The following is a 20,416-nucleotide window of genomic DNA, read 5'->3' as shown; positions in this document are numbered from 1 at the left end:
GCACCGCCGCCCACCTCGGACGACGAGCACATCAGAACCGTACGGAGATGATCCGACCCACCGAGAGGGTGCGCAGATGACATCCGCCAACGTCGACCCGCTGCTCCAGCCGTTCCAGCTCGGGAGCCTGCGGTTGCGCAACCGCATCGTCAGCACCAGCCATGAGCCGGCGTACGCCGAGGACGGCATGCCCAAGCTCCGCTACCAGCGCTACCACGAGGAGAAGGCCAAGGGCGGCCTGGCGCTCACCATGATCGGCGGCTCCGCGAACGTCGCGATCGACTCCCCGTCCACGTTCGGCCAGCTCGACCTGGGCACCGACGAGATCGTGCCGTACCTGCGCGAGACCGCAGACCGTGTGCACGCCCACGGCGCCGCCATCATGTGCCAGATCACGCACATGGGCCGCCGCATCGACTGGGACACCGCCGACTGGCTGCCCGCGCTCTCCTCGTCCCCACTGCGCGAACCGGCGCACCGCAGCTTCCCCAAGGAGATGGAGGACTTCGACATCCGCCGGGTCGTACGGGCCTTCGGCGCGGCCGCGCTGCGCTGCAAGGAGGCCGGGCTCGACGGTGTCGAGGTGAGCGGGCACGGCGGTCACCTCATCGAGCAGTTCTGGTCGCCGCGGATGAACCAGCGCACCGACCTCTACGGCGGCAGCTTCGAGAACCTGCTGCGGTTCGTCCTCGAAGTGCTGGAAGAGGTCCGGGCGCAGGTCGGCAAGGAGTACGTGGTCGGGATCCGGATGAGCGCCACCGAGCTGGCCGAGGGTGGGCTCACCCCGGAGGACTCGATCGCCATCGGGCAGCGCCTCGCGGAGTCAGGGCTCGTCGACTTCATCTCCCTGACGGCGGGTTCCGCCACGACCGACGCCGAACTCGCCCAGATGATCGCGCCGTTGGGTGCTCCGCTCGGCGGGCACCTGGGCCTCGTCAAGGCGTTCAAGGACAAGGTCGACCTCCCGCTGATCCACGCCGGCCGCATCGCCGACCTGCCCACGGCACGGCACGCCCTGAAGGAGGCGGGCGTCGACCTGGTGGGCATGGTGCGCGCCCACATGGCCGACCCGCACATCGTGAAGAAGCTGGAGGCCGGCGAGGAGGACCGGATCCGCCCGTGCGTGGGCGCCTCGTACTGTCTCAACCGGATCTACGTCGGGCTCGACGCGCTCTGCGTGCACAACCCGGCGACGGGGCGCGAGCACCTGATCCCGCAGATCGCCCCCGCTGCTCCGCGCCGCAAACACCTGGTCGTCGTCGGCGGCGGCCCCGCCGGCCTTGAGGCGGCACGGGCAGGCGCCGAGCGCGGACACAAGGTCACCCTCCTTGAGGCTGCGAGCAAGCTCGGCGGCCAGATCCAGCTCGCCACCCGCGCCAACGAACGCCAGAAGGAACTGCTCAGCATCGTCAACTGGCTGGAGGCGGAGGCCCGGAGGCTCGGCGTCACCGTACGGCTCAACACCTACGCCGAGGCGAAGGACGTCCTGGCGCTCGATCCGGACATCGTGGTGGTCGCCACGGGTGGTCTGCCCGCCTCGCCGCAGCACGTCACGGGCGTGGACCATGCGGTCACCACCTGGGACATCCTGAGCTGCGACGTGGCACCCGGGCGCCGCGTCCTGGTCTTCGACGACCACGGCGGCGACCAGGCGCTCTCCACCGCGGAGCGGCTCGCCGAGGCGGGCTCGGAGGTCGAGATCGTCTCTCCCGACCGCATGGTGGGCCACGACGTGCAGGGCACCCTGTATCCGGCGTACCTGGAGAACTTCTACCGGGCGGGCGTCCGGCTCACCCCCGACCACCACCTGCGGGAGATCCGCAAGGCCGACGGAGCTCTCGTGGCCGTCCTGCGGAACGCGTACACCGGCAGCGAGGAGGAGCGGGCCGTCGACCAGGTCGTGGTCGAGCACGGCACGGTGCCGAACGACGACCTGTACCTGGAGCTCAAGGACGCCTCCGCCAACCTCGGCGAGCTCGACCTCGACGCGTTCGCCTCCGTCGCGCCGCAGAACCTCACCACCAACCCCAAAGGGCGATTCGCGCTGTACCGCATCGGCGATGCCGTGGCCTCCCGCAACATCCACGCCGCGATGTACGACGCGCGCCGACTCGCCCTGTCCGTGTAAACCGCCCCTGCCCGTGTGAAGCATCCCCTCTCCCTCATCCCGGAGGCCGCAATGACGGCACACGTCCTGGACGACGCACCCCTCTCCCGTTTCCACAAGAAGCTCGCGCTGTACTCGGCGGGCGGCCCGTTCCTCGACGGCTACGTCCTCAGCGTCATCGGCGTCGCCATGGTGCAGATCACGCCGCAGCAAAACCTGTCCGACTCAGCCCAGGGCCTGATCGGCGCATCCGCGCTGATCGGCATCTTTCTCGGCGCCTTCGCCGGCGGCTGGCTCACCGACAAGTTCGGCCGCCAGACCCTCTACACCATCGACTTGATCGCCCTCATCGTCTGCTCCGTCGCCCAGTTCTGGGCCACCGACCCGGTCTGGCTGTTCGTCCTGCGACTGCTCATCGGCATGGCCGTCGGCGCGGACTATCCCATCGCCACGTCCCTGCTCGCCGAGTTCACCCCGCGCCGCTACCGCGGGCCGATGCTCGGCGGTCTGACCGTGATGTGGTTCGTCGGCGCCGCCGCGGCCTACATCGTCGGCGAGATGCTGCTGAACGTCGGCGACGACGGCTGGCGCTGGATGCTCGCGAGCGCCGCGCTCCCCGCCACGATCATCGTGATGCTGCGGCTCGGTACGCCGGAAAGCCCACGCTGGCTGGTCAAGAAGGGCCGCGTGCAGGAGGCCGAGGCGGTGCTGAAGCAGGTGTACGGCCCTACCGCGAGCATCGCGGACCTGCCGGAGGAGGAGAGCGAGAACATCGACTTCAAGGCCATCCTGCGGTCCGGATACGGCAAGCGGATGCTCTACATCTCGGTGTTCTGGACCTGTTCCGTCGTACCGCTCTTCGCGATCTACGCCTTCGGCCCGACCATCATGGACGCGCTCAACCTGGAGGACGGACTCGCCAACATCGGCGAGGCGCTGATCACCGTGATGTTCCTGCTTGGCTGCGTGGTCGCTCTGCTGACCGTGAACCGCATGGGCCGCCGCCCTCTGGTCATTCACAGCTTCGTCTGGTCCGGCCTGGCGCTGCTCGTCCTCGGCATCTTCCCCGACGCCCCGGACGCCGTGATCATGACGCTGTTCGCCGCGTACGCGATCATCATCGGCGGCACGCAGATCCTGCAGTGGATCTACCCGAACGAACTGTTCCCGACGGAAGTACGCGGTTCGGCGGTCGGCGTCGCCTCGTCCCTCAGCCGGATCGGGGCCGCGGTCGGTACGTATCTCGTGCCGGTGGCCCTCAGCAGCTGGGGCATCGGCGGCACCATGCTGGCCGCCGCCGCCATCAGCCTGATCGGCGCCGTCGTCTCCGTCGTCTGGGCCCCGGAGACCCGCGGCATGGCCCTGCACGAGAGCGCGTCGCTCGACGCCACTCCCCCGCAGACGAAGCCGATACCCAGCGAGGCCTGACTTCCGCTCACGCCCCATTGGGCACAAGAAGCCTTCAACATCCACTGACCACATTCCAGTTGACCGGAGTCGGCGCACCCCGCCACTCGCACCCCACGCAAGGAGCACCACAGATGTCGCAGGAAGTACGTGCCGTCGTCGCGCACTCCGTGAAGGAGCCCGTGAAGGTGGAACGCATTCTCGTACCCGATCCCGGTCCGGGCGAGGCCGTCGTGCAGGTACAGGCGTGCGGGGTGTGCCACACCGACCTGCACTATCGCGAGGGCGGCATCAACGACGAGTTCCCGTTCCTGCTCGGGCACGAGGCGGCGGGTGTCGTCGAGTCGGTCGGCGAGGGTGTCACCGAGGTCGCACCGGGCGACTACGTCGTCCTCAACTGGCGTGCGGTGTGCGGCCAGTGCCGTGCCTGTCGCCGGGGCAGGCCGCAGTACTGCTTCGATACGCACACGGCGACGCAGAAGATGACGCTACTCTCCGGGCAGGAGCTCACTCCGGCGCTCGGCATTGGGGCCTTCGCTGAGAAAACCCTGGTGGCCGCAGGCCAGTGCACCAAGGTCGACCCGGCGGTGTCCCCGCAGGTCGCCGGCCTGCTCGGCTGCGGTGTGATGGCCGGAATCGGCGCCGCGATCAACACCGGCAACGTCGGCCGCGGCGACTCGGTCGCAGTGATCGGCTGCGGTGGTGTGGGTGACGCGGCGATCGCAGGCGCTCAGCTCGCGGGAGCGGGGACGATCATCGCCGTGGACCGCGACCCCCGAAAGCTCGAACTGGCCAAGGAGTTCGGCGCCACCCGCACCGTCGACGCCACCGCGGTGGACCCGGTGGAGGCCATCCGTAAGGCCACGGGCGGCTTCGGCGCGGATGTGGTGATCGATGCGGTGGGCCGTCCCGAGACCTGGAAGCAGGCCTTCTACAGCCGTGACCTCGCCGGAACGGTCGTCCTCGTCGGCGTCCCCACTCCCGACATGGCCGCCCCGGAGATCCCTCTGCTCGACTACTTCGGCCGCGGCGGAGCCCTCAAGTCCTCCTGGTACGGGGACTGCCTGCCGTCCCGCGACTTCCCCACGCTGGTCGATCTGCACCTGCAGGGCCGCCTGCCGCTGGACAAGTTCGTCACCGAGGAGATTGGCATCGACGGCGTCGAAGAGGCCTTCGAGAAGATGCACCGCGGCGGCGTCCTGCGATCCGTGGTCGTGCTGTGACCGGCGAAGCGATGCACAGCGTGCGTATCGAGAACGTCGTCACCTCGGGCACGTTCAGCCTGGACGGCGGCAGTTGGGAGGTCGACAACAACGTCTGGCTCGTCGGCGACGACGAGGAGGTGATCGTGATCGACGCCGCCCACGACGCGGTGAAGATCACCGAGGCGGTCGCCGGGCGCCGGGTCACGGCCGTCGTGTGCACCCACGCCCACAACGACCACATCAACGCGGCCCCGGCCCTGGCCGACCGGACGGGCGCACCGATCCTCCTCCACCTCGACGACCACTTCCTGTGGCAGACGGTTCACAAGGACCGCAAGCCGGACGGCCATCTCTCCCACGGCCGCCAACTCGCAGTGGCAGGCACAGAGTTGAGAGTCCTTCACACCCCCGGACACACCCCGGGAGCGATCAGCCTGTACGCCCCCGGCCTGGGCACCGTCTTCACCGGTGACACCTTGTTCAAGGGCGGCCCCGGCGCCACGGGCCGGTCGTTCTCGGACTTCCCCACCATCATCCGCTCGATCCGCGACCGGCTCCTGGGCCTGCCCCCGGACACGGTCGTACGCCCGGGGCATGGGGAGTCCACGACGGTGCGGACCGAATCTGCGGACCTTCAGAAGCGGTGAGAAACGGAGTTGCGCGTTCCCTGATGGTCAAGTGGCGCTCATGATGCGTCAGCGCGCCCGCACCGCGCCCAGCTGAGAGCGGTCCAATCCAGGGTCGGTGAAGCCCCTTGCCACGGTGTGCAACACACGGGCCATCGCCTGCACCGCAGGCGTGGCGACGCGCTGGGCCGGCCTGGCCAGCAGAATGCGACGAATCGGGGCGACCTCACTGACCGTCTGCTCCTGCGCCGACTGCGCAGTGGGCTCAGGAGACACCGGAAGCAGGCGTACGTCGCTGCGCCGGTTGGTCAGGGCGAGGCGGGGAGCGAGGGCCAGGCCGAGGCCGGCGGCAACCATGGCCTGGGCCTCCTGGTAGTCGTGGGAGGCGTAGGCGATACGTGGCTCGAAGCCCGCCCGACGGCAGGCGCGGCGCAGCACGTCCGCGACCGGATGGTTCTCAGCGCGGATGATCCATTCCTGGTCGGCAAGGTCGGAAAGTCGTACGCGGCCGGAGGCGACCAACGGGGAACTGGCGGGCACGACCAGCACCGTCGGGTCCTCGAGGAGCGGCGTGAGGATCAACTGATCGTCGTCGACACGGTTCCAGTCGTAGTCCCACAGCAGTGACAGCTCCACCTCGCCGGTGTGCAGCATCTCGCGCAGCTGGGCAAGGACTCCGGCGCGTACGACCGTGCGCACCTGTGGGTGTGCCCGGCGAAAGCGGGTCAGAGCCAGCGGGAGCAGCGAGGCACTGGCTGTCGGGAAGGAGCCGAGCGTCACCACTCCGCGGTCCAGGTGCCCGAAGGCCTCCAAGTCGGCTTCCGCAGCCTGGAGTTCACGGCGGATGGCGTGGCCCCGCTCGGCCAGCGCAGCGCCCGCGGCGGTGGTGCGCACGCCACGAGGCAGCCGCTCGATCAGCGGCTGTCCGGCCTCGCGCTCAAGCTGAGACATCTGTTGGGAGGCAGCCGAGGTCGTCATGGACAGCACTTCGGCGGCGGCGGTCAGCGAGCCGCGATCGGCGACCTCGGCGAGCAGCAGCAGGCGGCGAACATTGAGCATGCTGCGAGTTTAGTTCAGCTAAAGCCCACTCAAGAAGAGAGACATTGTGCTCAAGCCAACGGCTCTGCGAGAGTCTGCGCAACGCAGCGGCCCCGCACCCGTTGTGCTGAGAGAAAGACACTCTGACATGCACGTTCCCGCAACCCTGGTACGAGGTGGAACCAGCAAGTGCTGGCTCTTCCCCCAGGTGCACATGCCAGCCGACCGCGACCGGATCGAGCGCGTACTTGTCGACGCCTATGGCGCAGCGGACCCCGTTCAGCTGGACGGCGTCGGAGGCGCCACCCCCACCACATCGAAGGCGGCTGTGGTCGGAGCAAGTGCTCACGACGGCGTCGCCATCGACTACCTCTTCGCCCAGGTCGGCATCGGAACCGGCACCGTCGAATGGGGCAGCAACTGCGGCAACTGCGCGACGGCCATTGCCCTTTACGCCGTGGCCGAGGGCCTGGTGCCGCTCAAGGGTGACCGCACCCCCGTGGTCATGCGCAACATCAACACGGGCGCCGTACTGGAGGCAGAGGTGGCCACTCCAGGCGGCCGGGTCCAGGAATTCGGGGACCGTACGGTCCCCGGCACCCTGGCCGGTGGCGTTCCGGTCGGACTCACCTTCCGCGACCCGGCGGGTGCGACAACCGGCCACCTGCTGCCCACGGGCCTGCCCGCCCAGGAACTGCGGCTCGGTGAGTTGGCGGGCGGCGCAAGCATCCCAGCCTCCACGGCGCCGCCGAAGGTGAGCATGGTGGACGCCGGAGCACCGGTCGTCCTGGTGGACGCTCTACGGGCCGGCCGGACCGGAGCCGAGACGCTGGACGAGATGCGCGTCGAAGTGCCCTGGTTGCGCGCGACGCGCCATACCGCCGCCGTCCTCATGGGGCTGGCCGAGGCGGGCGCCGAGCCCGGCGACGCGGTCCCCAAGGCGGGGCTCGTCGGCCCTCCCGTCGCCTACACGACGACCCTGGGCGAGCATGTGGCCGCGGACGAGTACGACGTGTCCGTACGCATGCTGTCCATGAACTCCCCCCACCCGGCCATCGGCCTCACCTCCGCGGTCGCCTTGGCCGCCGCCAACATCGTCGAGGGCACCGTGGTGGCCAACGCCTCCACCGCGCCCGGCCGCCGCGTCCTGCGCATCGGCACCCCTGCGGGCGTCCTGGCGGTCGAATCCTCGGGCGCCGGGCCCGACCGGGTCACCGTCGCCCGAGCCGCCCGTATCCTGTGCCGGGCCCGCATCCTCGTACGCGACCAGGCTCTCCCGGCAGCCGCCTGACCCCTGCCCCCCGGTGAGCCGCATACACCGGCGCCTGCAGTGTCCCTTCGGGACTGTTCTTCCCCTTGTTCGTCGTGCTTTCCTCTCTGGCACGCCTCCGGCCGATCCGGCCCCCTGCCCATCTCCCCCTCCGCAGGTTGAAGAGGACAATTATGTCTCCTGAGCTGGTATCCGTCGGCGCGCTTCTGGTGATGTTCGTCGTCGGCACCATCCTGCCGATCAACATCGGCATCCTGGCCTTCGTCGCATCGTTCGCGGTCGGGACGACCGCGCTGAACATGACCGAGGACCAGATATTCGAGGGCTTCCCCGTGGAGCTCTTCCTCACCATCGTCGGCGTCACCTATCTGTTCGCGGTGGCCCGCCGTAACGGCACGGTCGATCTGCTGGTCACCGCCGGAGTCCGCCTGGTGAGGGGCCGGACCGCGCTGATCCCCTGGGTGCTCTTCGCCTTGGCCGGGGTGCTGACCTCGTTGGGCACCTTCACCCCCGCCGCCGTGGCGATCCTCGTGCCCATCGCGATGAACTTCGCCTTCCGCTACCACATCAACCCGCTCATGACCGGGATGATGGTGATCAGCGGGGCCCATGCCGGGGCCTTCTCCCCCATGGCTGTCTCGGGCGCGCTGGTGCTCGGCATGGTCGAGGACACCGACCTGTCCGTCGCACCGGCGACCCTGTTCTTCGCCAGCTTCGCCGTCAACCTCTTGCTGTCCCTGCTCACCTTCGCGGCCCTGCGTCGCCGTACGACGGCGGCAGACCCGTCCGCGCAGACCGAGCAGAAGGCGATGGTCGGCGACGCAAGCACGGAGCGGGCCACCTGGCACCAGGGGGCCACGCTTGCCACCCTCGCCGCACTGGTGGTGTGTGCGCTCGGATTCCAGATGCAGATCGGTGTCCTCGCCCTGGCCGCCGGTGCGCTGTTGGCCCTCCTGGACATGAAGCGCCAGGAGAAGGCGGTGGACGGCATCAGCTGGCACACCCTGCTGCTGGTCGGCGGCATGATGACGTATATCGCGATGCTGGAGCACGCCGGGGTCATCGAGAAGATCTCCGAGCACGCAGCCGGTTTCGGGACCCCGCTCGTCGTGGCTCTCCTGCTCTGTTTCACGGTCTCCGTCACCTCCGCCTTCGCCTCCTCGACGGCGATCCTCACCGCCATCATCCCGATCGCCGTTCCCTTGCTGCTGTCCAGCCACCTCAGCTCGACCGGTCTGATAGCCGCGCTCGCCGTGTCCACCACGATCGTCGACGTCTCGCCGTTCTCCACCAACGGGGCGCTGGTGCTGAGCAACGCCCGGGGCGTGGAGCGGCGCGGCTTCTACCGTCAGGTCCTCGGCTACACCTGCGGCATCGTCGCCGCGGGGCCCGTTGTGGCCTGGGGGGCACTCGTCCTGCCCTGGTCCTGAGGCCAATAGCCCATTGGCACAAGCGAGTTGAGGCCACGGTCGGTCCGGGGAGCTTTACCCCGGACCGACCTCCGTGTTTCCGTGCGGCTACTCGGCGGCCGCGGGCACCTTGGCTCTGGGTTCGCCCACCGGCTCCTCCTTGTCGGCCAACCGGCCCGCGGCCGCAACACTGGCGATGGACACCACCGCGAGCAGCGCGAGGTAGAGCGCGATGGGCAGCCAGTGGTCGTCGAACTCCGCCATCAGGAACGTGGCCAGGAGCGGCGCCGTGCCACCAGCGAGTGCGGCGCCGATCTGATAGCCGAGGGTGATGCCGGTGTAGCGGACCCGGGTGGAGAAGATCTCCGAGGCCATGGTGGGCAGGGTCGCGGTGACCGCAGGCCACACCAGGCCTATGGAAAGGACGGCGGCCAGGACGAGCGCACCTCCTGTGTCGGCCTGCAGCAGCAGGAAGTAGGGGAATCCGACGGCGCCGAGGAGGACCGCTCCCACCACGAAGACCGGGCGTCTGCCGAGGCGGTCGGACAGCCAACCCATGACGGGGATCATCACGGTTCCGACTGCGGCGCCGATGCTCACCGCGATCAGTGCGGAGTTCTCGGGCCGGTCCAGGACATCGGTGGCGTAGCCGACGCTGAACGTCCCGAAGATGTAGAACGGCGCAGTCTCCACGACCTTGGCACCGATCGCGACGAGGACGGAGCGCCAGTGGCCGCGGACGGTCTCCACGAGCGGGAGCTTCGCGATCTCGTTCCGTTCCTGCGCGCGACGGAAGGCCGGCGTCTCGTCGAGGCGGCCGCGGATCCACAGACCGATCAGGACCAGGACGATGCTGGCGACGAAGGGGATCCGCCACCCCAGGACAGGAACTGCTCCTCGGGCAATTGGTTGACCGCGGACATCGCCGCCGTGGCCATCAGCAGACCGATGGTGGCACCCGTCGCGGGGACGCTGCCGAACAGCCCGCGGCGATGCTTCGGCGCGTACTCGTAGGCCAGCAGAATCGCTCCACCCCATTCCCCGCCGATGGCGACACCCTGGACCAGACGCATGGTGACCAGCAGAACGGGTGCCCAGATCCCGATCACTGCGTAGGTCGGGATGAGACCGATGGCGACGGTCGCGCCGCCCATCAGGGACAGGGTCAGGACGAGCGTCTTCTTCCGGCCGACGCGGTCGCCGATGTGCGCGAACAGGGCACCGCCCAAGGGGCGTACGAAGAAGGTGAGGGCGAGGGCGGCGTACGAGAGCATCAGCGAAACCGTCGCGTTGCTCGTGGGGAAGTAGAGCTTGTCGAAGACCAGGGGCGTGGTGGTCGCGTAGAGGAAGAAGTCGAACCACTCGATCGAGCTTCCGCTCATACTGCCGAGCAGAACCCGGATCTTGGTGGCTCTGTCGAGTTCGGGCACGGTGGCGCCGTCGGGCTGCGTGCTGGTCACGTGGGCTGCTCGCGGAGGACGAGCGATGGGAACCGGGGGGTGTTGTCGTCAGAGTGTTGGGGACACGGACGCCGGGGCTGTACGACACGAGTCGAAGATTCCCGGGTGCTGTCGCGACAGATGTGGGATGCGTCCTGCGTCGATATCGACGATGCTGGCGGCTCCGTGGGCCCCAACTGCGGGGCTCGGCACGCGAACAGGGAGCGCACGTTGGCACAGGTCATGGCCATCGACTACATCGGCGCCGAGGAGCTGCCGAAGCTGCTGCCGCCGCGGGAGGCGGTGGCCGCGATCCGGGCGGCGCTGGCCGGAGGGCTCGACCCGGCGGCGGATCCACCGCGCTCCATCCTTGAACTACCGCGTGGCAAGGGGCAGTTGCTGTCCATGCCGGCCGCATCAGAGTTCGGCGTGGGAGTGAAGGCGATCTCCGCCGTGCCCGGCAACACCGAACGCGGTCTGCCCCGTATCCAGGGCGTCCACTTGGTCTTCCGGCCCCCGTCACTCACTCCCGTCGCAGTCGTCGACGGTGCCGCGCTCACAACGCTGCGAACACCCGCGGTGACGGTCGCCGCAGTACTGCCGTTCCTGACCCGGCCGGGACACCGCTGGAACAGCGTCGTCTTCGGCGCTGGCCCCCAGGGCACGGGGCACGTGCGGACACTGCGGGACGTCGGCGTCGACCTCGCAGAGGTGACGTACATCGTACGCGACCCGGCACGAGTGGACCAGGCTCTGGTCGGGGACGACCAGGTGGTCGCGGCGGAGAACAGCGAGGCATTCCTGCGCCACGCCGACCTCATCGTGTGCGCGACGCCCGCCGCCGAACCGCTCTTCGACTCGACTCAACTCCCAGACGTAGGAGTTGTGTTGGCGGTGGGCTCACACGGTCCGGACGCCCGCGAGGTGGACTCGGCCTTCGCAGCTCGCGCCCAGGTCGTCGTGGAAGACCCCACTACGGCGCTGCGGGAATGCGGGGACATCGTCCTGCCAGTGGCGGAGGGCGTCCTGTCGGCCTCGCGGCTGCTGCCCATGGCCGAGGTGGTGCGCGGCGACCTCGAACTCGACGCCACACAGCCGGTGTTGTTCAAGGGGTCCGGGATGGCGTGGCAAGACGCGGTCGTTGCGGACGCCGCCGCCCGCAACGTTCACCGAGGTTCGTGATCGCCGCCTCCACTTGACCAACCAGTCAGGCAGCAGCACGCGAACTCCCTCTGGACCTCAGTCAGTTCACATGGTCCGGTGGGCGGATCCTTGCTGTAGCTGTCCGACCAGGTGGAAGCCCCTCACGGGACGCACAAGTGCTGCTGCAATGGGCCATTCGCGCCGAGTCTTGCCCTCCTGATCCAGCGTTCATCACGGTCGGGCAGACGGGCCCATCCGCAGGCTCCTGAACACCATGCGCTGCAGCACTTCGCCATCGGAACCCGCTGCCCGTGCTCGAGCTGGGCGGTTTCGCCGCTCCGCAGAACGCCGCGGAGGCGACCGTCGATGAGATCATGCGCCGCCGGATCAATGTCGAGCCTCCCCTCATGAGACCCAGCAGTTCGTCAAGCCGTGAAGTCGTTCGAGACATGTGCCGCTCGAGCATCTCCTGGCCAGCGGAGATGCACTGGCGTTCGTGTCAGAGTCCGTCCATCGCCGCTACCTGGGTGCATTCTGTATGAAGTCCAGTACGGAAGAGGACGTGCGCTCCCGGGAGGGGCGCCCGCTGGAGCCCAGCTGGCCTCGAACAGTCCCAGGCCACTGCCCTGAAGAAGCCGTCAATCACGACGTCAGCCCGGATCGCAAGGTCGTCGCTCGATGGATGGAAGGCCCAGGTCACCCAGCATCCCCGAACCCACGGTTGCGTTGAGGCGGTTCGACGGCCCCAGCAGGGGACGGCTCGCGTGAATGATGGGGATGGCATGCCCGGCACGTTCGTGTTCCTAAAGGAAGAGTTCCAGATCGACGGGGTCTGGGGCGGCATTGATCTGGATGCGTCCCTGAGGCAGCTGCGGGCCGGCATCGGGTCCGGGGGCAGCACGGCGTCGGAAGCGGCGTTCGCGGCGTTGGGTGCCACAACGGTGGAGCTGTCGCCGGTCATCGTGGAGCAGTGCGAGGCCGTCCGGACCGTCGTGCGGACCGACACCGGGGTGTGGACGGCGACCCTCGACCTCACCTCCCGGGAAGTGATCTTCCTCAACGAGGACACCGGGGAGTTCGAGACCCGGGCCGTGCGGCCAGAGGCCGGCGAGGAGCCTGCGGGCTCGTTCTCCCTGGAGCTGATGGGTATCCCGCCGGTGGAAACTCCGCGCGGCAACGTGACCATCGAAAGCGTGCTGGTGCTGCTGTACCTGCAGCAGCACCAGGCGGGCCGCGAGCTGTTCGGCTCGGTGAAAAACCAGGACCTACAGGTCACATTGGAGGTCTGCTTCGGTGTGCTCGATGAGGAAGCCGCCCGACTCAAGGCCGAGACGAAGGCTGCCGCAAGCAAGGAGACACGGACCAAGACCGCGCTGCGTAAGGCGATCGAGCAGCGCCTCGAATACGAGCTTCCCACCCCGTTCGACCTCGACATGCAGCAGGAGACGTACGCCAAGACCGCCGACCACTGGGCGGATGAGCGCCTGTACCTCGCCGACGCGATCAGCCACCACCGCGGGGTGCTGACGCTCCGCGAGAAGGAGGCTGCCGCCGGGAGGAAGACGGTAGCCGACGCCGGCGGCGCGGCGGACCGGGCCCAGCGGGCGCTCGCGCCGGTCTACGAGCGACGCGCGCTGGCCAACCGCGCTCAGGCCGAGGCCGAGGTGGCAGCCCGGGGCCGGACACACTGCCCAGACTGCGAGCAACTGCTGCGCGACTTGTCCGGGGCGGGCCCGCTGTGCCCGCTCTGCCGACAGCCGGATCCCGGCCTTCCCACCCGCCAGGCTGCGCGAGACGAGCAACTGAGGAAGGCCAAGGCCGCCTCGGTGGCCGCGGAGAAGGACCTGCGTGACCTGCAGGAGGCAGCGCAGAAGGGCATCGAGGCGCGGAGAAAGGCAGAGGGTGAGTCCGAGCGGCTGGCTGGCCGGGCCGAGGCGTACCGCGCGAAGGAGATCACTCCGCGTGAGAAGGCTCTGGCCCAGGCGGCCGCCGCCGAGACCGAGGCGCGCGCCCGGTTGGCCGAAGTGAAAGACCGGCGCAAGGAGCTGGTCCGGATCGGCGAACTCGAAAAGCTCGCCGGCTCCTTGTCGAAGCGGGCGGACGAGGCGGCAAAGGAGTGGGCGGCCGCGGAGGGAGATTCCCAGGAACACCGTCGGCAGACTGCGAAGTGGCTGTCGCAGATCTTCGCCGACCTGTTGATTCCGATGGCGCCCGACAAAATCCGCACTGCTGTGATCGAACCGAAGACCTTCGCCCCCAAGATCAATAACCGGTCGATGAAGCAACTCGCCCGTTCCGCGGGCCTGGTGAGTCTGGCCCACACGGCCTACCACCTCATGTGCCTCGAAGCCGCCCGTACCATGCCACTCGTCCGCCTGCCTGCCACCCAGTGGCTCGACGCCCCCTTCGACGGCCTCGGCGGCGGCCCCGAAGGCGATCGCCTCGCCAACGCCGCATTGAAGGTCTGCGCAGCAACCGCGGGTGACGACGCCCAGATCATCCTCACGACCCCCCAGGTGCTTCCGGCTTCCACGACCGGGCTGCTCGTCACCGAGCATGAGAGCACCCGGCCGCTGATCCCTCACGCTCGCCCTGAGAGCGAGGAGTCGTGAACGACGTCCGCATCCCGCCACCCGCCCAGGCTCCGCCGGCCGAGCACCAGGCCACCCCCTGCATGCGTGTGCAGGCGGTGGGCATCGACGACATCATCCTGAGCTACTCAAGCGAACACTGGCTCGGACCTTGGCACGACGACAGCGTCCAGCGCTGGGACATCGGCATGCACTTCAATGACGAAGGCCCCGGCCCCTGCTTCGGGACGATCGAGCTGTACGTCGTCGACCACTGGCGCTCGCCGAACATCGTCGAGAGCCTCGATGCCCTCAGCGTCGATCTCTGCGAGATCGGGACCGCCCTGTACGACCCCGAGCAGGGGCACCTCCGGAACGAGTTGTACGAGCACCTAGCGCTCCCGGGCAAGACCACGATCGTTGACCGCGTCAGGATGGACCGGCGCTTTCGTGGACAGGGGCTCGGCATTTACCTCACCGGACTGGCCCTGGACTACCTCAGCCACGGAGCTGGGGTGTTCGCCTTGTTCCCCGGCCCCCTGGAAGACGACGACGCACCTGTGCCCCCGCCGGGATCCTGGGAGAAAGCGGACGAGGCGGCCCTCACCACTGCTCGCACTCGCCTTGGCCTTGCGTGGTCACGTCTCGGGTTCAAGCACTACCGGAAAGGGACTTGGATCCTCGACCCTGGCATGCGGACGCTTCATGACGCGCTCCGCCGCGAACAGCAGCGTCTACACGGCCACAGTTGGAACGTGACCTTCAGCGATGTGGCAACCAGTGGGGCGGTCGTCTCTGCGGGGATCGAAAAGGTCACCATGGCGAAGTCAGCCCCGCATCCTCTTCGCTCTGGCGGAATCGAAGGCTCGTAGTGTCCTGAACGGTGCCGTCCGGGCATCCGAAGTGAGCCTCTCAGCCGTACAGCGAGGCCGCGGTCCGGAGCAAGGACGGCAGCCGCGCTGGGCTCCCCCGCTCCAACATCGACATCGTCCGCCTGGAGAACGAGCTGCAACCACTACTCGTCCCAGGGGTCGTCCGGGTCGGTGATGCGTACGTCCGCGGTGGTGTCGGGGCCGCCAACCTCCGCGCACAGAGACCAGCCGGCGGGGGCCTCAGCAACCATCACGTGTCAGGCGACTTTCACCAACACGGCCGACACACCTGGACCACGAAGGCCCCGCCTGCGTGAACGGCAGCGAGCCGGACCGCGTAGACGCCAGAAGACGATTTCTACGACATGTACCAAGTGGGGCCGTCAGCCTGGGGCGGGCGGCTAGGGCCAAACCGACAGAGCCGCCGCCTCAAGGCCTGGATCACTAAACATTCGGACCCTCCTGGGCCAGCAGTCCCTGCGATTCCTGGGGCAGTTCCTGGGGAGATCGGCCCTCGCCGGGGGAGGCTGTGGGGAGTTCCGGCCGCATAAAGGCGAACGACTGCGAAAGCTCCTGAAAGACGCATCGCTGCAGTTCAGGCGCCCGACTGCAGTCAGAACCGCAGCTCAGGGCGCCCGACCAGTGAACTTCATGACGTACGTCCCGATGTCGTTGTCGAGGACCGCTCCGGGGAACCAGTCCGCGTGGAACTCCGGCCAAGCTGAGGCTGGAACTGAGTCGCCAGCGCCACCGGAACCCGGCCACCGCAGTGCTGGCCTCGACGGGCGGACGACCGTACCGGATGCCACTGAGCGCAACGGCCGTGTGAAGCGGTGCAGTTGCGAAGGCGCAGCCATTTCCAGTTCTTGTTCACTCTCTACAACACCAAGATCACGGCTTCGATCGGCTCTCCCACCCCTTCACCCCCTCCCCTTCGCCCCCTCTCGGCGATCCGAACACCATCGGCAACGAAGCGCCGACAGCAATGGGGAGACCTCGCGCACACAGGGAGACGACATCCACACCGCACACTCGCAAGAGCTGATTACGTGTCAGTAGAGTCAGCATTGGGTCAGCATTAGGTTTGCCTTACCCGGTCATACAAGGGTTCACCTTGTCACGCCCGACCCTCCCCCGACCCAGCTCGAAACCATGATGGAGAAGCACGACGCGACCATCAATCTGCGCAGCTCGCACCATGGGCCAGAACTCGTCCCGCCCACGATGAAACCCCAGCTCAGCGCACACGCCCCCGCGGCTTAAGCGGCACAGCGGGCAGCTCAGGAGCAGGCAGCGGGTCCCCCTCGTACCCCTTCACCTCACCGAACCTGTCACCACTCATCCAGTCCGAACGGGCTTGTGCGATATCCTCGTTGGAGCGCCCGATGAAGTTCCACCACATCACGATCTCCTCCGCGAACGGCTCGCCGCCGAGGAGCATCAGGCCCGCGTTCGACTCCGCGCGCAGGGGGAGTTCCGTGCGGCCGCAGCCGAGGTAGAGCATCGAGCCGGGGAGGACCGGGACGTCGTCCACGTGGACCTCGCCGGACATCGACAGGATCGCGTACTCGAAGTCGGGTTCCAGGGGGAGTTGGACGTGCGCGCCTGCCGTGAGGGCGAGGTCGGCGCCGACGATCGGGGTGTACGTCGTGCCGGGGGACGTCGAGCCGTCGATCGAGCCGAGGATCACCGTGGCCGTGAGGCCGGGCGCCGTCGCCTGGGGCAGGGTGGCGTGGTGTTCGAAGTGGGCGTCGACGTGGCGGTGGGTGTCCGGCAGTGCGACCCAGAGCTGGGCGCCGTGCAGGTAGCGGGGGTGGGGCACCGGGGACTGTTCGGAGTGGCTGATGGCGCTGCCGGAGGTCATGAGGCCCAGCTCGCGCGGGCGCACCGTCGCGCGGCTGCCGAGGGAGTCCTGGTGCAGGACCTCGCCCTCGTGCAGCCAGCTGACGGTCTGCAGGCCCTGGTGCGGGTGGGGTGGGACCTGCATGCCGGGTTCGGAGGCGATGTCGTCGGGGCCGTAGTGGTCGACGAAGCACCAGGCGCCGACCATGCGGCGGCCCAAGTTGGGGAGCAGTCGGCGGACTTCGGTGGACTCGCCGAGCTGGACGTGGCGCGGGTTGAGGAGTTCACGTACCGGCTCGGCGACGACGAAGCCTCGCCCACCGCAGACGGACAGGGAGGCCTGACGGTCTAGGTTGCTCATGCCGGACAACCTAGCTGAGACGGGGACAACCAGACATGGCTCGACGGGGCCCCGTACCCCGCTCGGGGGTGCGTACGCCGACACCTGCGGCAGGCACGTACGGCACCTCGTGCGGTCAGCGGCTGAGGGCTCGCTTCTGGAGTGTCTCCAACGGGCCCTGCCGGAAGCGGCGCAGCCAGAGCGCCGCACCGGCCATGAGGGTGAGCGAGACCGCCGCCCACAGGCCCATCACCCACCAGGGGCCGGTATCCGCGAGGCGGGTGGCGAGGCCGAGGCCGAAGCCGTACGCGAGGAGGACGCAGAGGACGTTCTGCAGTACGTAGCCGGAGAGGGCGCAGCGGCCGAGGGCGGTGAGGCCGTGGGTGAGGGGGCCGGGGTGGCGGACGCGGTCGAAGAAGGCGCCGATCAGGCCGATGTAGCCGATCGCGACGACGGGGGCGGCGACGTAGCGGCCGATCAGGAACCAGTCCGGTCCCGCGAGGGACACGGCCGCGTTCAGGGGCAGTCCGATCGTCAGGCCCCAGGTGGCCATGCGGGTGCGCAGGGTCCGGCCGGTGGTGTTCTGGGCGAAGGCGCCGGCGCGGTGGAGGCGGGCGCCGAGGAGGAACAGGAACACCAACAGGCCGAAGGAGAGCACCGGTTCGATGCGCAGGGCGGCCATGTTGCGCAGGCGGAACAGGACTTGGTCGAGGTAGCTGCCGTCCGCGTAGAGGGCGATCGCGTCGTCGGCGCCGCTTCCGTCGGCCTCGGGGGCGGCGGCGAGGACGAACGTGAGCAGACCGATCACGGTGAGGTGGAGGCCGGCGGCCGTCCACATCACGCCGCGCCGGAAGCGGTCGCTTCGGTTCAGCAGCCGGGCTACGAGGAACGCGGTCACCGCGTACCCCATGAGTACGTCCCAGGCGAAGATGAGGATGAAGTGCAGCAGTCCCTCGGCGAAGAGGAACAGGGCTCGGCGGTCGTAGCGGCCCGGCCACTTCAGGCCCTTGCGCAACGCCGAGTCGTACTGGATGGCCAGGCCGACGCCGAAGAGGACGGTCAGCAGGGACAGGAATTTGCCGTCGGCCAGGAAGCGGAAGGCGCTCTCCGCGGCGTTGCCCGGTGTCGGGTCGTCGAGCAGGGTGTGCAGGCTCGCCCCGGCGGCCCCGTTGAGGAAGCCGACCTCGGCACCCGGACCGGTGAAGATCCAGACGTTGGTCATCAGGGTGCCGATGATCGCCACGCCGCGCAGCACGTCGAGGAGGGGGAGGCGGCCCCTTGCGGCGGGTGGCGGGGTGAGGGGCGTCGCCGCCGCCGACGGGCTCGTCGTGTCTTGCTGGACGTGCGGCATCAGCGTCTCCTCGACGGCTCGGTTTCCCTGCGGTTCTCCCATCGTGGCCGTTGGGGGCGGCGGGATCGTCGTGAGCAGTGAGGAGAGCTGGGGTGTGCGCGGTACATCCTTCGATGTAGCCGGGCCTGGCCCGAGGGGGGACGGCGGTCGGGGTGTCACTCACGGCTGTGTGAGTGACACCCCGATGTGCTGCCGGTTCAGTGAGACGTCAGCTCGGCGGCTCGGCCAGCTCCGGCATGTCGCCTTCCGTCGTCGTCGGGTCGATCACGGCGAAGGCCGCGCCCTGCTGGTCGGCGACCGCGGCGAAGCGGCCGAAGGGCGTGGTCATCGGGCCGAAGAACGCCTGGCCGCCGAGGCGTTGGATGGTGGCGACGGCCTCATCGCAGTCCTCCACACCGAAGTACACGCTGATGTACGGCGGTACGTCGGCCGGAATGTCATCGCCCATCTTGAAGCGGCCGATCACCGGCTGCCCGGCGACCTCCCAGAGCCGGAAGTCCATCTGCTCGTCGACGATCTGCTTCTCGCCGAAGCCGAAGACCGCCGGGAAGAACGCGTCCGCCTTGGCCACGTCGCGGGTGTTGACCTCGGCCCAGCAGACGGAGCCGGGCTCGCCCGCCTTCGCGAAGCCTTCGTGGTTGCCCGCCTGCCACACGCTGAAGTGCACCCCGCTGGGGTCCTGGGCGGTGACCATCGTGCCGAAGTCGCCCACGGCCATCGGCTGCATCACCAGCTTGCCGCCGTTGGCGGTGATCTTCTCCGCCGTCGCGGCCACGTCGGAGGAGGCGAAGTAGAAGTTCCAGGCGGCGGGCTGCCCGGCCATCTCGGGCAGCTGCGGTACGACGGCGGCGACCGCCTTGCCGTCCGCGTACGCCTGGGTGTATCCGCCGAACTCGGGCGAGCTCTCGTCGAAGGTCCAGCCGAGCAGCTCGCCGTAGAACTCCTGGGCGGCGCCGACGTCGGGAAACATGGCATCCACCCAGCAGGGTGTGCCGTCCGCGAATGCGGTCATGGTGGTCCAGCCCTTTCCGGCCCCCGGCCTTGTGTACCTGTCCCTGTCACGGTAGGCGGCGTGGGGGCGGGGCGCACGGTGGATGGGGATGCCCGTGCCGGTGGCCTCCCGGGTGGGGCGGTTGGGCTGTGGCGGTCAGCCGCTGGTGGTCGGCGCTGGTGGCGGTCAGCCGGTGGCCTCCCGGGCTGTAGCGGTCAGCATGCGCGGGTCGCCCGGTGGCCTCCCTGGCTGTGGCGGTCAGCCGGGGCCGTCAGCCGGTGCCGGTCGTTCCTGCCGCACCGGTGTGCAGGCGGCGGTGCAGTTCCCTGACCTCCTCCACCAGCTCGGGGACCGGGCCCTCGACCCGTACGTTCGGGGCGATGTCGTTGATGGGCAGAGGCCGTACGGGCGCGGGCGGCACCCCCAACTCGGCCAGCCAGTCGACGAGTTGGGCGGAGGAGGCGACGTACACGATGCGGCCCAGGCCGACCCAGGCGTGTGCGGCGGAGCACATCGGGCAGTGCTCGCCGGAGGTGTACACGGTGGCGGCGGCGCGCTCCTGCGGGCTCAGGTGTCCGGCGGCCCAGCGCGCGAGGGCGAACTCGGGGTGCTGGGTGTGGTCGCCGCCCGCCACGCGGTTGTGGTCCTCGGCGAGGATCTTGCCCTCGGTGTTCACGAGCACGGAGCCGAAGGGCTCGTCCCCGGCGTCGAGCGCTTCTGCGGCCAGCTCCACGCAGCGGCGCAGATACGGCAGTTCGGCGGCTTCCATCCTTCGTCCTTCCTACGCTGGTCGGGCCGTTGGCCTC

General features: G+C 68.8%; 16 protein-coding genes. 9 read left to right on the top strand and 7 right to left on the bottom strand.

The annotated features are described in order from the left end of the window. Positions 1–76 precede the first annotated feature (76 nt). The 4 genes from RCO28_RS21975 to RCO28_RS21960 all read left to right on the top strand — a co-directional run bounded on the left by RCO28_RS21975 (position 77) and on the right by RCO28_RS21960 (position 5,366). Complete coding sequence (locus RCO28_RS21975; protein WP_308942897.1) at positions 77–2,128, top strand: FAD-dependent oxidoreductase; 2,052 nt, start codon at positions 77–79, stop codon at positions 2,126–2,128. 51 nt (positions 2,129–2,179) lie between these two features. Then, positions 2,180–3,535, top strand: coding sequence for an MFS transporter (locus RCO28_RS21970; protein WP_308942896.1), 1,356 nt, complete (start codon positions 2,180–2,182; stop codon positions 3,533–3,535). A gap of 113 nt (positions 3,536–3,648) precedes the next feature. Further along, the gene (locus RCO28_RS21965; RefSeq protein ID WP_308942895.1) at positions 3,649–4,737 is read left to right on the top strand and encodes an S-(hydroxymethyl)mycothiol dehydrogenase; all 1,089 of its coding nucleotides are present in this window, start codon (positions 3,649–3,651) and stop codon (positions 4,735–4,737) included. 11 nt (positions 4,738–4,748) lie between these two features. Beyond that, complete coding sequence (locus RCO28_RS21960) at positions 4,749–5,366, top strand: MBL fold metallo-hydrolase (RefSeq protein ID WP_308942894.1); 618 nt, start codon at positions 4,749–4,751, stop codon at positions 5,364–5,366. 48 nt (positions 5,367–5,414) lie between these two features. On the opposite strand, the gene RCO28_RS21955 is transcribed toward RCO28_RS21960, so the two are convergent. Then, a complete protein-coding gene (locus RCO28_RS21955; protein ID WP_308942893.1) occupies positions 5,415–6,404 on the bottom strand; it encodes a LysR family transcriptional regulator in 990 nt (329 codons plus the stop codon). Between the two features lie 127 nt (positions 6,405–6,531). Here RCO28_RS21955 and RCO28_RS21950 point away from each other — a divergent pair, with 127 nt between their 5' ends. Beyond that, complete coding sequence (locus RCO28_RS21950) at positions 6,532–7,674, top strand: PrpF domain-containing protein (protein ID WP_308942892.1); 1,143 nt, start codon at positions 6,532–6,534, stop codon at positions 7,672–7,674. 152 nt (positions 7,675–7,826) lie between these two features. Further along, a complete protein-coding gene (locus RCO28_RS21945) occupies positions 7,827–9,083 on the top strand; it encodes an SLC13 family permease (RefSeq protein ID WP_308942891.1) in 1,257 nt (418 codons plus the stop codon). 87 nt (positions 9,084–9,170) lie between these two features. On the opposite strand, the gene RCO28_RS21940 is transcribed toward RCO28_RS21945, so the two are convergent. Then, positions 9,171–9,902: an MFS transporter gene (locus RCO28_RS21940; protein ID WP_374991215.1), complete on the bottom strand. Its 732-nt coding sequence runs from the start codon at positions 9,900–9,902 to the stop codon at positions 9,171–9,173. Then, positions 9,899–10,522, bottom strand: coding sequence for an MFS transporter (locus tag RCO28_RS21935; RefSeq protein ID WP_308942890.1), 624 nt, complete (start codon positions 10,520–10,522; stop codon positions 9,899–9,901). Before RCO28_RS21935 ends, RCO28_RS21940 begins: the two co-directional genes overlap by 4 nt. Positions 10,523–10,732: 210 nt before the next feature. On the opposite strand from RCO28_RS21935, the gene RCO28_RS21930 reads away from it, so the two are divergent. The 3 genes from RCO28_RS21930 (at position 10,733) to RCO28_RS21920 (ending at position 15,086) form a co-directional block, all read left to right on the top strand. Further along, on the top strand, positions 10,733–11,683 hold the full coding sequence (locus RCO28_RS21930) for an ornithine cyclodeaminase family protein (protein ID WP_308942889.1): 951 nt from the start codon (positions 10,733–10,735) through the stop codon (positions 11,681–11,683). 743 nt (positions 11,684–12,426) lie between these two features. Beyond that, positions 12,427–14,256, top strand: coding sequence for a hypothetical protein (locus RCO28_RS21925; RefSeq protein WP_308942888.1), 1,830 nt, complete (start codon positions 12,427–12,429; stop codon positions 14,254–14,256). Continuing rightward, positions 14,253–15,086, top strand: a complete 834-nt coding sequence (locus RCO28_RS21920; RefSeq protein WP_308942887.1) for a hypothetical protein — start codon at positions 14,253–14,255, stop codon at positions 15,084–15,086. Before RCO28_RS21925 ends, RCO28_RS21920 begins: the two co-directional genes overlap by 4 nt. A 1,237-nt stretch (positions 15,087–16,323) precedes the next feature. Here the strand turns inward: RCO28_RS21920 and RCO28_RS21915 are convergent. From RCO28_RS21915 to RCO28_RS21900, 4 genes are all read right to left on the bottom strand, one after another. Beyond that, positions 16,324–17,289 carry a pirin family protein gene (locus RCO28_RS21915; RefSeq protein ID WP_308942886.1) on the bottom strand — a complete coding sequence of 322 codons (966 nt, stop codon included), beginning with the start codon at positions 17,287–17,289 and terminating at the stop codon, positions 16,324–16,326. A 115-nt stretch (positions 17,290–17,404) separates the two neighbouring features. Beyond that, complete coding sequence (locus RCO28_RS21910) at positions 17,405–18,619, bottom strand: DUF418 domain-containing protein (RefSeq protein WP_308942885.1); 1,215 nt, start codon at positions 18,617–18,619, stop codon at positions 17,405–17,407. 208 nt (positions 18,620–18,827) lie between these two features. Then, positions 18,828–19,631 (bottom strand): VOC family protein, encoded by an 804-nt coding sequence (locus RCO28_RS21905; RefSeq protein ID WP_308942884.1) that lies wholly within the window; start codon positions 19,629–19,631, stop codon positions 18,828–18,830. 250 nt (positions 19,632–19,881) lie between these two features. Next, entirely contained in the window at positions 19,882–20,379 is a 498-nt protein-coding gene (locus RCO28_RS21900) for a nucleoside deaminase (protein WP_308942883.1), read from the bottom strand. Positions 20,380–20,416 lie beyond the last annotated feature (37 nt).

The sequence above is a fragment of the Streptomyces sp. LHD-70 genome, assembly GCF_031157275.1.
Classification (GTDB): domain Bacteria; phylum Actinomycetota; class Actinomycetes; order Streptomycetales; family Streptomycetaceae; genus Streptomyces.
The sequence above is the reverse complement of the archived record's forward strand: the minus strand, read 5'-3'. Positions and strand labels throughout refer to the sequence as shown.

What these genes read in the sequence shown, in the direction of transcription:
- RCO28_RS21975 (WP_308942897.1), top strand. Translation starts at nt 77, where the DNA reads ATGACATCCGCCAACGTCGACCCGCTGCTCCAGCCGTTCCAGCTCGGG.
- RCO28_RS21970 (WP_308942896.1), top strand. Translation starts at nt 2,180, where the DNA reads ATGACGGCACACGTCCTGGACGACGCACCCCTCTCCCGTTTCCACAAG.
- RCO28_RS21965 (WP_308942895.1), top strand. Translation starts at nt 3,649, where the DNA reads ATGTCGCAGGAAGTACGTGCCGTCGTCGCGCACTCCGTGAAGGAGCCC.
- RCO28_RS21960 (WP_308942894.1), top strand. Translation starts at nt 4,749, where the DNA reads ATGCACAGCGTGCGTATCGAGAACGTCGTCACCTCGGGCACGTTCAGC.
- RCO28_RS21955 (WP_308942893.1), bottom strand. Translation starts at nt 6,404, where the DNA reads ATGCTCAATGTTCGCCGCCTGCTGCTGCTCGCCGAGGTCGCCGATCGC.
- RCO28_RS21950 (WP_308942892.1), top strand. Translation starts at nt 6,532, where the DNA reads ATGCACGTTCCCGCAACCCTGGTACGAGGTGGAACCAGCAAGTGCTGG.
- RCO28_RS21945 (WP_308942891.1), top strand. Translation starts at nt 7,827, where the DNA reads ATGTCTCCTGAGCTGGTATCCGTCGGCGCGCTTCTGGTGATGTTCGTC.
- RCO28_RS21925 (WP_308942888.1), top strand. Translation starts at nt 12,427, where the DNA reads ATGCCCGGCACGTTCGTGTTCCTAAAGGAAGAGTTCCAGATCGACGGG.
- RCO28_RS21915 (WP_308942886.1), bottom strand. Translation starts at nt 17,289, where the DNA reads ATGAGCAACCTAGACCGTCAGGCCTCCCTGTCCGTCTGCGGTGGGCGA.
- RCO28_RS21910 (WP_308942885.1), bottom strand. Translation starts at nt 18,619, where the DNA reads ATGCCGCACGTCCAGCAAGACACGACGAGCCCGTCGGCGGCGGCGACG.
- RCO28_RS21905 (WP_308942884.1), bottom strand. Translation starts at nt 19,631, where the DNA reads ATGACCGCATTCGCGGACGGCACACCCTGCTGGGTGGATGCCATGTTT.
- RCO28_RS21900 (WP_308942883.1), bottom strand. Translation starts at nt 20,379, where the DNA reads ATGGAAGCCGCCGAACTGCCGTATCTGCGCCGCTGCGTGGAGCTGGCC.